The following is a 12,417-nucleotide window of genomic DNA, read 5'->3' on the forward strand; positions in this document are numbered from 1 at the left end:
CCAACGAGAGAACGATATGCTCGATTCCAAACTGTTACGCGGCCAACTTCAGGAAGTGGCGGACCGCCTGGCCTCCCGTGGCTTCAGCCTGGATGTCGCGCGCATCGAAGCACTGGAAGAACGCCGCAAGGTGGTGCAGACCCGCACTGAACAACTGCAGGCCGAGCGTAATGCCCGTTCCAAGTCCATTGGCCAGGCCAAGGCCCGCGGTGAAGATATCGCCCCGCTGATGGCCGATGTCGAGCGCATGGCCAATGAACTGGCCAGCGGCAAGGTCGAGCTGGATGGCATCCAGGCCGAGCTGGACGCGATTGTGCTGGGCATTCCCAACCTGCCGGACGCGAGCGTACCGGTCGGTGCCGATGAGGATCACAACGTTGAAGTACGCCGTTGGGGAACTCCGCGCAGCTTCGACTTCGAGATCAAGGATCACGTGGCGCTGGGCGAGCTGAGCGGTGGCCTGGACTTCGAAACCGCCGCCAAGCTGTCGGGTGCCCGTTTTGCTCTGCTGCGTGGCCCGATCGCCCGTCTGCACCGCGCCCTGGCGCAGTTCATGATCAACCTGCACACCAGCGAGCACGGCTACGAAGAAGCCTACACCCCGTATCTGGTACAAGCCCCTGCGCTGCAAGGCACTGGCCAGCTGCCAAAGTTCGAGGAAGACCTGTTCAAGATCAGCCGCGAAGGCGAGGCCGACTTCTACCTGATCCCGACCGCCGAAGTGTCGCTGACCAACATCGTTGCTGGCGAGATTCTCGATGCCAAGCAGCTGCCGGTCAAGTTTGTCGCCCACACCCCGTGCTTCCGCAGTGAGGCCGGTGCCTCGGGTCGCGATACCCGTGGCATGATCCGTCAGCACCAGTTCGACAAGGTCGAGATGGTTCAGATCGTTGAGCCGAGCACGTCCATGGAAGCGCTGGAAGGCCTGACGGCCAACGCCGAGCGTGTTCTGCAAGCCCTGGAACTGCCATACCGCGTATTGGCGCTGTGCACGGGTGACATGGGCTTTAGCGCAGTCAAGACTTACGACCTGGAAGTCTGGGTACCGAGCCAAGACAAGTACCGCGAAATTTCCTCGTGCTCCAACTGTGGTGACTTCCAGGCGCGCCGTATGCAGGCACGCTGGCGCAACCCGGAAACCGGCAAGCCGGAGCTGGTCCACACCCTCAACGGTTCGGGCTTGGCAGTCGGTCGTACCCTGGTAGCGGTGCTGGAAAACTACCAGCAAGCTGATGGTTCGATCCGTGTACCCGAGGTGCTCAAGCCGTACATGGGTGGCCTGGAGGTCATCGGCTAAATGGAATTTCTGCCGCTGTTCCACAAGCTACGCGGCAGCCGTGTGCTGGTTGTCGGCGGCGGCGAGATTGCCCTGCGCAAATCGCGTCTGCTGGCCGATGCCGGCGCGCTGCTGCGGGTGGTCGCGCCCGAGATCGAAGCGCAACTGGCCGAGTTGGTTCGGCACAGCGGTGGTGAAATCCTCAGTCGTGGCTATCAGCCCGGTGACCTCGACGGTTGCCAGCTGATCATTGCCGCTACCGATGACCAGGCGCTCAATGCCCAGGTCTCGAAGGATGCCCATCAGCGCTGCGTACCGGTCAATGTCGTTGATGCGCCAGCCCTGTGCTCGGTGATCTTCCCGGCTATCGTCGACCGCTCGCCCTTGGTGGTTGCGGTGTCCAGCGGCGGCGATGCGCCGGTGCTGGCACGGCTGATCCGGGCCAAGCTGGAAACCTGGATTCCAGCCGCCTATGGCGAACTGGCCGGGCTCGGTGCGCGCTTTCGCCACACGGTCAAGGCGCTCTACCCGGACGTCAATCAGCGTCGCGGCTTCTGGGAAGATGTCTTCCAGGGCCCGATCGCCGAGCGGCAACTGGCCGGGCAGGGGGCTGAAGCCGAGCGCTTGCTACAAGCCAAGATTGACGGTGCCAGCTATCAAGCGCCAGGTGAGGTGTATCTGGTGGGTGCAGGTCCGGGTGACCCGGACTTGCTGACCTTCCGTGCCTTGCGCTTGATGCAGCAGGCCGATGTGGTGCTCTACGACCGCTTGGTGGCGCCGGCGATCATCGAGTTGTGCCGCCGTGATGCTGAACGCATTTACGTTGGCAAGCGCCGCGCCGACCATGCCGTGCCACAGGAGCAGATTAATCAGTTGCTGGTTACCCTGGCCCGTCAGGGCAAGCGCGTGCTGCGTCTCAAGGGCGGTGACCCGTTTATCTTTGGCCGTGGTGGCGAAGAGATCGAAGAACTGGCCGAGCAGGGCATCCCGTTCCAGGTCGTGCCGGGGATCACCGCTGCCAGTGGCTGTTCGGCGTACGCCGGGATTCCCCTGACTCACCGTGATTACGCGCAGTCAGTGCGATTTGTCACCGGCCACCTCAAGGACGGTACCAGCAACTTGCCGTGGAATGACCTGGTCGCCCCGGCGCAGACGTTGGTGTTCTACATGGGACTGGTCGGCTTGCCGACCATCTGTGCGGAGCTGATTCGTCATGGTCGTGCTGCTGATACACCGGCAGCGCTGGTGCAGCAGGGCACTACGCCGAACCAGCGGGTGTTTACCGGCACCTTGGCTGATCTGCCAACCTTGGTGGCTGAACACGAAGTGCATGCGCCAACTTTGGTGATCGTCGGTGAAGTGGTTCAGTTGCGTGAGAAACTGGCCTGGTTCGAAGGCGCTCAGTAACGCCGGGCTGTGTTGCAGCCATCGTCAGCAACGCTGGTTCCCACAGTAAGTCTTGACCTCAGACGCTGTGGGAACCGGTACCCTGTTATTTTTCAGCCTTGTTCCAGATCCCCTTTCCAGTTAACCGTTCGCGGTCATGTCCCTGGGTAAAGTCCTGCAATGGCCCTTTAGGCACAATCCCGTTCGGATTGATGGTCTTGTGGCTCATGTAGTAGTGCTTCTGGATATGCTCGAAGTTCACCGTCTCGGCCACCCCCGGCCACTGGTACAGCTCGCGTAGCCAGTTCGACAGGTTCGGATAGTCGGCCAGGCGCCGTAAGTTGCATTTGAAGTGCCCGTGATACACCGCATCGAAGCGAATCAACGTGGTAAACAAGCGCCAGTCGGCCTCGGTCAGGAACTCACCGGCCAGATAGCGTTGTTCACCCAGATGTTTTTCCAGGCAGTCCAGTTCGGCAAACACTTCATCAAAAGCCTGCTCGTAGGCCTGCTGTGAGGTGGCGAAGCCTGCGCGGTACACACCGTTGTTGATCGCCGGGTAGATCCGCTCGTTGAGCGCCTCGACCTGGGCTTGCAGCGGTGCGGGGTAGAGGTCCAGTTGATTGCCGGTCAAGTCATCGAACGCGCGGTTGAAGATGCGGATGATTTCCGCAGATTCGTTGTTGACGATGCGCTGTTCCTGTTTGTCCCACAGCACGGGCACCGTGACTCGGCCACTGTAGTGCGGATCGTCACGGGTGTAGCGCTGGTGGAGGAAATCCAGGTGATCGATCTTGTCGCCGCTGGAGCCCTTGCTCTGGTCGAAGGTCCAGCCGTTTTCGCCCATCAGCCAGCTGACCACCGAGACGTCGATCAGGCTTTCCAGGCCCTTGAGCTTGCGAAAGATCAGGGTGCGATGGGCCCAAGGGCAGGCCAGCGACACGTAGAGGTGGTAGCGCCCGGCTTCGGCAGCCGGTAGCTGATTGTGCCGCTGCGTGCTTTCGCGCTGGAAGGCGCCGTCTTTGCTGCTTTCATACCACTGGTCATGCCAGCGTCCGTCGATCAACAGGCCCATGCTGAGCTCCTTGGCGATTCGTTCGAATATAGAACCCAGTGTACGGGCTTGAGTTCGAACGAATAGCGCAAAGTCTACGCCTGTTTAATCGACTTTATTGATGTATGCCAGACGCTGATCCCAATAGCCTTGTGCAACGGCGAAGGCGTCTTCGCGGTTGCGGCCCAGTCCACGCAAGGCCAGGGCCATGGTGGCAACCACGGCAAGCTCACCGTAACTGTCGCGGGCTTCGCCGCGCCACACCGTCAGCAAGTGCTGAGGATCAAGGCTCGCCGGTTTGACGTGGCGCTGAGCGGCCAGGGCTGGCCATTCTTCGTCCCAGTCAATGCCGTGGGCGGTGCCATACAGATGGCTGCCGCTGTCTGGATTGATCTCGATTTCGCCCCCATCGCCCTTGACCACGATCGCCGAGTCGCCAAGCAGTTGGCTTGCTTCACGATGCACGGCCTGGTAGCCGGGATGGAAGATGCTCTGCAGGCCACAGCGGGCGCCGAGCGGATTGAGTGCCCGGGCCAGGGAGTGAATCGGCGAGCGCAGGCCCAGGGTGTTACGCAGGTCGATCATCCGTTGCAGGCGTGGGGCCCAGTCGTGCAGCGGAATAAACGCCAGTTGCTGGCTGTCCAGAGCCTGCGCTACGGCATCCCAGCCACGACACAGCGGGATCTGCAACAGCTCCAGGACCTGTTCGCTATACAGCCGCCCAGCGGTGTGGGCGCCGCCGCCATGCATCAGGATGCGCACACCGTTGGCAGCCAGGCATTTGGCTGCCAGCAGGTACCAGGGTAAATGACGCTTCTTGCCAGCGTAGCTTGGCCAGTCCAGGTCTACGGCAATTGGCGGTGCCTGTAAGCGCTGCCGCAGGGCCTCGGTAAAGCCGGCCAGTTCTTCTGGGCTTTCCTCCTTGTGCCGCAGCAGCATCAGGAAGGCGCCCAGTTGGGTTTCCTCGACCTTGCCATCGAGCAGCATGCCCATGGCTTCACGCGCCTCTTCACGGCTTAGGCCGCGGGCACCGCGCTTGCCCTTGCCAAGGATGCGCACGAACTGGGCAAAGGGGTGTTCGGCTGGGGTTTCTAGGGTCAGCGGGCGCGGGTCGGTCATATGCAATTGGTCGGCTTCGGCAGGCCCGCAATCTTCGCGGCAAGTTTGGCGGGAGTGCCTTTGAACAGGCGGTTCAGGTTCATGCTGTTGCCTTTTTCCGGGCCCAGCTTGAGCGCGGTGTACTTGATCAGCGGGCGGGTCGCTGGTGACAGCTCGAACTCCTGGTAGAAGGCGCGCAGCAGAGTCAGCACTTCCCAGTGTTCAGGCGTCAGCTCCAGCTGTTCCTGGGCTGCCAGGGCCTGGGCGACTTCGTCGGACCAGTCCGCAAGGTCGACCAGGTAGCCGTCCTTGTCCAGGGCTATGGGGCGTTCGCCCACGGTCAGGGTCATCATAGCCAGCTGTTGACCTTGTCGTAGTCCAGTGACAAGGCGACAAACGCCGGGTAGTCGATGGTCTGAGTGTCAGTGCCAGTGCTGATGGCGCGGGCTTGCAGGTCTTCTTCAAGGGCAAACAGGCGGCCTTGCAGGTTGCTTGCTTGCAGGCTGGCGAGCGGCACGCTACCAGGCTGCAGGGCGTATACCGCATCGCCGCAGAGCAACACACCATCCGCACTGCCGAGCAGGCGCAGGCAACTGCTCAGGCGATTGTCACCGAAGGGGGAGTGGGCAATTACGTGCAAGGTGCTCATCAGAGGGTTACCACCTGGTCGAAACGGTCGATCAACGCCGCCAGCGCGGCATCATCCAGTACCTGCACCGGCAGGCTCAGAGCGTCCGCAGCCAAGCCGCGCTCTTGCAAGCTGCTGCTGGCGGCAAACAACTCTTCGACGCCGAACATCGGCAGGGCCTGCAGGTTGGCGGCGAGGTTTTTTTGCTGCACGTGCGCAGGTTGCTGTCCGGGCGCCAGCTGGAACACCCCATCATCGAGAAACAGCATGCCCAGCGGCAGGTCGAAGGCCCCTCCGGCCAAGGCGATATCCAACGCTTCTCGCGCCGATGGCCCGGCCCATGGGGCCTGACGGCTGATAATCAGCATAGATTTGGCCATTTCAATCGCCTCCAAAGCAAAGCAAGCGATCAGCGCTTTGCGCACCTTCGTGCAACTGGCCGAGCCCGGACAGCTCCCAAGGGGCTGGCAGGTTTACCGCCGGGCGCTTATAGCGTTGGGCTTCTTCGGCATTGAGCACACCACGGCGCAAGGCGGTAGCGATACACACCACGGCATCGAGGCTGTGCTCGCTGATAAAGCTGCGCCACTGGGCGGCGACGTCCAGCTCATCCTGTGGGGTGACCACATTGCTGGAGGCGCTGTGGACACCGTCTTGATAGAAAAACAGCCGGACAATTTCATGCCCAGCGGCCAGCGCTGCCTGGGCGAACAGCAAGGCACGTCGTGAGGAGGGCGCATGGGCCGGAGAAAAAACCGCAATGGCGAACTTCATGGAAGGCTCATTCAGCAAAACTGCGCCAATAATAAAGCAAAAAGCCCGCAGCAACATGCCGCGGGCTTTTCAGGAGGGAAGCAAGTGCCTTGTAACCCTTGTGGCAACTGGCATTACCAGCGATGGGCCGCAATGCAATGCGTCCCTAGCTCACTCAAGCTTTCTCTTTATGCTCCGGCAAGAACCAGTTCAACACCAACGCACAAATCCCCCCGGTAGCCACCCCCGACTCCAGCACATTGCGCAGCGCCGCTGGCATATGCGCGAGGAATTCCGGCACCTGCGCCACACCCAGGCCCAACGCCAGCGACACCGCAATAATCAACAGCGCCCGACGATCCAGGCTGATGCTGGCGAGAATATTGATCCCGGACGCCGCCACCGCGCCGAACATCACCATCGCCGCGCCACCGAGCACCGGCTCCGGCACGGCCTGGATCACCCCGGCAACACTGGGGAACAGACCGAGGATCACCAGCATGGCCGCAATCCAGATGCCGATGTGGCGGCTGGCGATACCGGTCAGTTGAATCACCCCGTTGTTCTGAGCAAAGATCGAGCTCGGGAAGGTGTTGAACATGCCGGCAAGCAGCGAGTTAGCACCGTTGACCAGTACTCCGCCTTTGATCCGTTGCATCCACAGCGGGCCTTCGACGGGCTGGCGTGAAACCTTACTGGTGGCGGTGACGTCACCAATGGCTTCCAACGAGGTCACCAGATAAATCACCAACATCGGAATGAACAGCGCCCAGGAGAAACCCAGGCCGAAATGCAGCGGCATCGGCACCTGGAACAGCTCGGCCTGGTGCATGCCGGTGAAGTCCAGGCGGCCCAGATAGCCGGCCAGGGCATAACCGACCGCCAGTGCAATGACAATCGCGCAACTGCGCATCCACACCACGGGAATACGGTTAAGCACCACAATAATCGCCAGTACCACACCCGACAGCAGCAGGTTCTCGCCATTGGCGAAGGTGCCGTTGCTCATGGCGCCAAAACCACCGCCCATGCTGATCAGACCGACCTTGATCAGGGTCAGGCCGATCATCAGCACCACGATACCGGTCACCAGCGGTGTGATCAGACGTTTAACGAACGGCAGAATGCGCGAAATGCCCATCTCGACAAACGAGCCGGCAATCACCACACCGAAAATCGCCGCCATGACCGCTTCCACCGGCGTACCTTGCTTGACCATCAGCGCGCCGCCAGCGATCAGCGGCCCGACAAAGTTGAAACTGGTGCCCTGGACAATCAGAAGCCCGGCGCCGAACGGCCCGAAGCGTCGGCATTGAACAAAGGTCGCGATCCCGGAAATCACCAACGACATCGACACAATCAGGTTGGTGTCGCGCGCTGACACCCCCAGCGCCTGACAGATCAACAGCCCCGGCGTCACGATCGGCACAATGATCGCCAGCAGATGCTGCAGCGCGGCCAGCATGGCAATCAGCGGCCGCGGCCGATCCTCAAGGCCGAGAACCAGTTCATTGACCTGCGCAGGTGCGCCGGGCCCTTGCTCGATTGAACTCATGGGAATGCTGCCCCGGAAGAAAAAAGGAGCGCATTCTACGGGGCTATGGCCATTTGCGGTAGTAATTACGGCTTCCGCCGTTTTTGCGGGAGTGGGCGGGCCCTAAAAGCCTCTCCCACAAAAAAGCCCGCCGAAGCGGGCTCTTTCATAATCTACCTGCCGGAAACCAGATCAGTCATCCCGACCCATCAGGCCGAACAGCTGCAGCAGGCTGACGAACAGGTTGTAGATCGACACATACAGGCTGACGGTCGCCATGATGTAGTTACGCTCGCCACCGTGAATGATCGCGCTGGTCTGGAACAGAATACACACCGACGAGAACAGCACGAAACCGGCGCTGATCGCCAGCTGCAGGCCGCTGATCTGGAAGAACAGGCTAGCCAGCACCGCGCCCATCAGCACGAAGAAACCGGCGGTGATGAAACCACCGAGGAAGCTCATGTCCTTGCGGGTAATCAGCACATAGGCCGACAGACCACCGAACACCAGCGCGGTCATCGCGAAGGCCGAGCTCACTACTTCAGCGCCACCGGCCATGCCCAGGTAACGGTTGAGAATAGGGCCGAGGATAAAGCCCATGAAACCGGTGAGGGCGAAGGTCGACACCAAGCCCCAAGCCGAATCGCGCAGCTTGTTGGTGAGGAAGAACAGGCCGTAGAAGCCGATCAGCACCACGAAAATGTTCGGGTAGCCGACGCGCATCTGCTGCGCGATGAAAGCCATGACGCCACTGAAGGCGAGGGTGATAGCCAGCAAACCGTACGTATTGCGCAGGACCTTGCTGACCTCCTGCTGCTCGACCTGCTGGCCGTGATTGACGGCGTAATCCTGTTCGCGCATGGCGACACTCCTGTGGGTTTGAAACGTTCAGATGCAAAGATCATAACAGAGCTTGGCAAACCAGCTACACAGAGAGTTTGACAGCTTGTTTCATTTCGGTATTATGGCGCCCGCAATACGAGGAAGCGTGGCCGAGTGGTTTAAGGCAACGGTCTTGAAAACCGTCGATGGGCAACTATCCTAGAGTTCGAATCTCTACGCTTCCGCCATATTCAAAGCCCTGATTATTCAGGGCTTTTTGCGTTTCTGGGGCATAGAAAAATCACCCATGGGAACACCCTTGGGAACGCCAAAAGTCCATCGCTTCCAGTTCGTTTTGTAATCGCTTCCAAAACTTTCGCTATTTGGATGGCTTCGCGATGGCTCCAACCCTCCGATAAACGCGCTCCGTAATGTCGCCTTTGGTATGCCCCAATAGCAGACTGGCGTCCTCGATGTCCTTGATTTCGGAAGCTGCCTTCGGGCGGATATCGCGGAACTGGAACTGGGCGATCCGTGCAGCCAGAAGGCTGTCCCCGGCTTCGAGTGCTGCCGACTTGGCAAGGTCCCTTGCTTCATCCCAGCGGTTGCGCAGCATTGGCGCCGACATCCGTTTCCCTCGATCACTGACAATCAGATAGCTCGAACTGTGCTGCTGGTTGCGCGCGGCCATCTGGGTGATTAGCGTGCCCAGGCTGTTGGCAATGCCATCTACTGCCAACATGATCCTGAGCTTTTTCTGGGTCTTGTTCTGTTGGACGACCAGGTAATCACCCTCGATATCGTCTCTTCTCATCACCAGTACGTCCGCTGGACGCTGGCCAGTCAAATACGCCAGGTCCATGGCGTCCTTCAGTTCCGGCACCGCCTTCCGGTAGACCGCATTCCACACAGTGTCATTGGCATAAAAGTCGCGGGGCTTCTCTTTATTCTTCCGCACGCCCTGGCACGGGTTCTCCTTCGCAGTGAGACCCCACTCCCGAGCCATGTTGAAAACGTGGGAGAGGGTAGCCAGCTCCCGATTGGCGCGCACCTTGGCGCTCCGTTTGTCTCGGTACTGAGCGACCAGCGCTGGGGTTATCGCATCGATGGGCGCCTCGTCGAAGAACGGCCGCAATTGGCGCAGTTCCGCCAGGTTGTCCTTCTGCGTGCGTGCGCCTTTCTTGGGAATGATGTCTCGTTCGTACCTATCGAAAATGGCTTTCATGATCCGTAGGTCCTGCGGCTTTTCCTTTGCCTCAAGCTCGGCCCACTTCAGTCGGGCTTGGTCTAGATCCGTGCCAAGCGATATCTCCTTCCCCGATTTGTCCAGGTAGAAGTAGCTGATCCATTCCTTGCCTGACTGCTTCTTGCTCTTGCTGGTGCGCTTGCGGCGGTACATGTTGGGCGGCAGATCCCTGTTTTCCTTGCTCCTGGGTCGCATTTCACTTCACTCGCGAAAAGTCTGGGGTCCATGCCGGGGTTGGCATTGGTGGTGGCGTCACAGGCATGACTTCAAGGGTCACGTCCAGTTTCATACGGGCATACTGCCGGCCAACCAGTGGTCGGCCACCGCGGCTTTCGACGAAGTGCCATTGGCGCTCTTCAAGCCAGCGGCGCTGGTAGCCCCTGGCCTTGTAGCCGGTCAGCTCGGCCAGTTATTTCTCCGAGAGAATTTCGGTTTCCATGGAATAGGCTCCACGCCGCGCATGGCGGCAGAGGTGGGGAGGGGTTAGGCGATTAGCACGTCACGGACAACTTCCCAGAGCTGGGCCGGGGTCCACTGGTATCGATCGAAGTCGGTGTCGGGCTCAGTCCGGTGGTACTCATAGGCCAGAGTGTTGTAGTCGTTTCCGGCCTCGATCTTGTGCGTTAAGTCGTGCACCAGGTCCGCCCTACCATCCGGCGTCCATGGCCGGCCGCCACCGGAAGTGCGCTTGCCTTCGTGCAGATAAAGTACGAACTCGCCCCCTGGATTGCTGACCAGGTTGTAGCAGTGGTTGATCTGGGTGCCAACCAGAACGCGCGACATGAAGTTGAAGCGATGGTCGTGGATGGCTGAATGCTCGAAACAGCTGCGCCGCGGCAGCGCTGGGTGCCAAACGTGCAGGCGCTGGCTGCCCTGCAGCTGGACCTGCACAAAGCCCAATTCTCAATAATGGCCCGGATGATCTTCTCGGGTAACTTGAGGAAGCAGAGATCGCAGTTTCCCAAGTCGGAGTCGATGCCAAGGTCGATCAGCTGGCGCGCCCAGAAGCTGTTCACGTCGGCCTTCAGCACGCCCGCGTGATACATGGGTGTCACGTTCTCCCACCGGTTACCGCCTTTCTCGTTGGCAGCCATCATGCGGTGGTAGCGCCGCGGCTTGTCTGCCCGGATGCCGACCATCTGATCCCACTCGCCTTCATCGTTGGTCCAGCCAATCGACTTCAGGTAGCGGTGCATGGTCCTGATTTTCAGCTCGACAGTGCAGAACCTGGTCACCGGGTTGGGCAGATACTTGCGCTTGCGGATGACCGCTTCGAACGGCTCTCCATCCCGGCTGCAGGTGTCGAAGTCCACCACGGCGAAGCCCTGTTCATTGTCGCGATACTCCAGCCAGGTGATCGGCGCCGCCCAGCGCTCGGCGCACTCGCGGACGAACTCCAGGGTTGCGGGGTGCTCCTTACCGCTGTTGGCGAAAAGTACGAGCAGGTCGCTCAGGTCATCGTTGTGGTCGAGCACCTGGCGCAGCATGTAAGCGCTGGTGCGGCCGCCTGAAAAACTCAGGACAGTCTTGCTGCGCAGGCGATATGGAGACATAGGTGATCCTTGCCGAGCTCGACTAGAGTTTGTGGGTTGAGAGGAGGGTGAAGCGATGCTGAAAGCCACCGAAGACATGCGATGGATGTCTGATTTTTACGAGTACATCGATTGCCTATCTGTGCAGCGGGCGTTTGCGCTATTGATTGGAATTTTTACTTGCTCGAAGAAGGTTACCTGCGGTCGTAAAGCTCAAGGTGAAGTCCGAACAGTAGGGCTCGAAGTGAACGGTGAATGTTGGTTTACGATAATGCCAGCCAAAGAGTGGCTGACATTCCAGTGGCGGCCACCTGTGACCAACAAGGACAACTACAACCCAGACAAAGTGAGGGCGGAGTTCCCTGGTAGCTTCACTGATACTGCCCAAGCTGCTCACTGGTCGGTGAAGATCACATCTATTGAGGAGGCGTTGTCTCTCCTGGGGGTACTCGGCTTCGATTGATCCTCACCGCGGTGGCGTGATTCGTTGAATAGGAGTGTTATGCTTTGACGCTTACTAGGCAGGGAGAGCTGTGATGGGGCTGTGGGAACCAGTCAGAGCGTTTGGCTCACGATTAGCGGCGACGAAAACACGAACTGCATCATTCGCAGGGCTCGCGATTTGGATAGTTTTCCTGCGGTACGGAGAGCCATCTGCGTCATTGGTCATGTTTTCCATGCCGCTCGGAATTGCACTATTTGCCATGGGACCACTGGAACTAATTCCAGGTCATTGGTACAGGCTAAATTTCTTAGTCAATGCCATGGCCACCTGCTTATTTTTTGCCAGCATGATGTTCGCGGTGGTGGCAATTGCTTTTGAACTTCCTTTGAGCAAGAGCGAAGGATCGATCTTTTGCCTTGTCTGCTGGGCTTTACTGCTGGTTGCTTTCTATAGCGCGCTCCCTTGGATGAAGCGGTCGCCTTTTCACCGATTAAGCGAGAATCGTTTGGCGTACAGTCCCCCGAAAGATATGCCAAAAGCTAAGCAGGAATGAGGTGTAGTGGTCTAGGCACTGTACGAAAAGAGATGTCGCAAACACCGCATGGAACAAGCCAGCGAGACCATAGCGGCATAGCTTTTC

The 12,417-nt window shown here is 59.5% G+C and carries 16 protein-coding genes and 1 tRNA gene; 6 read left to right on the forward strand and 11 right to left on the reverse strand.

The features are described from left to right. Nucleotides 1–16 precede the first annotated feature (16 nt). Both serS and cysG read left to right on the forward strand, forming a co-directional pair. On the forward strand, nucleotides 17–1,297 hold the full coding sequence (gene serS / locus ACQRAX_RS20800) for a serine--tRNA ligase (RefSeq protein WP_045188356.1): 1,281 nt from the start codon (nucleotides 17–19) through the stop codon (nucleotides 1,295–1,297). Then, nucleotides 1,298–2,683, forward strand: a complete 1,386-nt coding sequence (gene cysG, locus ACQRAX_RS20805; protein ID WP_412039570.1) for a siroheme synthase CysG — start codon at nucleotides 1,298–1,300, stop codon at nucleotides 2,681–2,683. A gap of 85 nt (nucleotides 2,684–2,768) precedes the next feature. Here cysG and ACQRAX_RS20810 read toward each other — a convergent pair whose 3' ends face one another. The 8 genes from ACQRAX_RS20810 to ACQRAX_RS20845 form a co-directional block, all read right to left on the reverse strand. Beyond that, a complete protein-coding gene (locus ACQRAX_RS20810; protein ID WP_412039569.1) occupies nucleotides 2,769–3,737 on the reverse strand; it encodes a glutathione S-transferase family protein in 969 nt (322 codons plus the stop codon). Nucleotides 3,738–3,821: 84 nt separating this feature from the next. After that, nucleotides 3,822–4,835, reverse strand: a complete 1,014-nt coding sequence (locus ACQRAX_RS20815) for a glycosyl transferase family protein (RefSeq protein WP_412039568.1) — start codon at nucleotides 4,833–4,835, stop codon at nucleotides 3,822–3,824. After that, the gene (locus ACQRAX_RS20820) at nucleotides 4,832–5,167 is read right to left on the reverse strand and encodes a TusE/DsrC/DsvC family sulfur relay protein (protein WP_412039567.1); all 336 of its coding nucleotides are present in this window, start codon (nucleotides 5,165–5,167) and stop codon (nucleotides 4,832–4,834) included. Before ACQRAX_RS20820 ends, ACQRAX_RS20815 begins: the two co-directional genes overlap by 4 nt. Further along, on the reverse strand, nucleotides 5,164–5,463 hold the full coding sequence (tusB, locus tag ACQRAX_RS20825; protein ID WP_412039566.1) for a sulfurtransferase complex subunit TusB: 300 nt from the start codon (nucleotides 5,461–5,463) through the stop codon (nucleotides 5,164–5,166). The genes ACQRAX_RS20820 and tusB overlap by 4 nt, the downstream gene beginning before the upstream one ends. Next, nucleotides 5,463–5,822 carry a sulfurtransferase complex subunit TusC gene (gene tusC, locus ACQRAX_RS20830; RefSeq protein ID WP_412039565.1) on the reverse strand — a complete coding sequence of 120 codons (360 nt, stop codon included), beginning with the start codon at nucleotides 5,820–5,822 and terminating at the stop codon, nucleotides 5,463–5,465. Before tusC ends, tusB begins: the two co-directional genes overlap by 1 nt. Before the next feature lies 1 nt (nucleotide 5,823). After that, a complete protein-coding gene (tusD, locus tag ACQRAX_RS20835) occupies nucleotides 5,824–6,216 on the reverse strand; it encodes a sulfurtransferase complex subunit TusD (protein ID WP_412039564.1) in 393 nt (130 codons plus the stop codon). 154 nt (nucleotides 6,217–6,370) lie between these two features. Continuing rightward, entirely contained in the window at nucleotides 6,371–7,750 is a 1,380-nt protein-coding gene (locus ACQRAX_RS20840) for a nucleobase:cation symporter-2 family protein (protein WP_412039563.1), read from the reverse strand. Nucleotides 7,751–7,921: 171 nt separating this feature from the next. Further along, a complete protein-coding gene (locus ACQRAX_RS20845) occupies nucleotides 7,922–8,593 on the reverse strand; it encodes a Bax inhibitor-1/YccA family protein (protein WP_028944268.1) in 672 nt (223 codons plus the stop codon). Nucleotides 8,594–8,714: 121 nt separating this feature from the next. On the opposite strand from ACQRAX_RS20845, the gene ACQRAX_RS20850 reads away from it, so the two are divergent. Continuing rightward, nucleotides 8,715–8,802, forward strand: a tRNA-Ser gene (locus ACQRAX_RS20850). A 131-nt stretch (nucleotides 8,803–8,933) separates the two neighbouring features. Here ACQRAX_RS20850 and ACQRAX_RS20855 read toward each other — a convergent pair. From ACQRAX_RS20855 to ACQRAX_RS20865, 3 genes are all read right to left on the reverse strand, one after another. Next, on the reverse strand, nucleotides 8,934–9,995 hold the full coding sequence (locus ACQRAX_RS20855; protein ID WP_412039562.1) for a tyrosine-type recombinase/integrase: 1,062 nt from the start codon (nucleotides 9,993–9,995) through the stop codon (nucleotides 8,934–8,936). A 1-nt stretch (nucleotide 9,996) separates the two neighbouring features. After that, entirely contained in the window at nucleotides 9,997–10,209 is a 213-nt protein-coding gene (locus ACQRAX_RS20860) for a DUF4224 domain-containing protein (protein ID WP_412039650.1), read from the reverse strand. 74 nt (nucleotides 10,210–10,283) lie between these two features. Then, complete coding sequence (locus ACQRAX_RS20865; RefSeq protein ID WP_412039561.1) at nucleotides 10,284–10,700, reverse strand: hypothetical protein; 417 nt, start codon at nucleotides 10,698–10,700, stop codon at nucleotides 10,284–10,286. A 137-nt stretch (nucleotides 10,701–10,837) separates the two neighbouring features. Here ACQRAX_RS20865 and ACQRAX_RS20870 point away from each other — a divergent pair, with 137 nt between their 5' ends. The 3 genes from ACQRAX_RS20870 to ACQRAX_RS20880 all read left to right on the forward strand — a co-directional run bounded on the left by ACQRAX_RS20870 (nucleotide 10,838) and on the right by ACQRAX_RS20880 (nucleotide 12,330). Then, entirely contained in the window at nucleotides 10,838–11,311 is a 474-nt protein-coding gene (locus ACQRAX_RS20870) for a hypothetical protein (protein WP_412039560.1), read from the forward strand. Between the two features lie 97 nt (nucleotides 11,312–11,408). Next, complete coding sequence (locus ACQRAX_RS20875) at nucleotides 11,409–11,795, forward strand: hypothetical protein (protein ID WP_412039559.1); 387 nt, start codon at nucleotides 11,409–11,411, stop codon at nucleotides 11,793–11,795. Between the two features lie 73 nt (nucleotides 11,796–11,868). Further along, on the forward strand, nucleotides 11,869–12,330 hold the full coding sequence (locus tag ACQRAX_RS20880; RefSeq protein WP_412039558.1) for a hypothetical protein: 462 nt from the start codon (nucleotides 11,869–11,871) through the stop codon (nucleotides 12,328–12,330). Nucleotides 12,331–12,417 lie beyond the last annotated feature (87 nt).

Source organism: Pseudomonas sp. UM16 (assembly GCF_050312595.1).
Lineage (GTDB): Bacteria > Pseudomonadota > Gammaproteobacteria > Pseudomonadales > Pseudomonadaceae > Aquipseudomonas.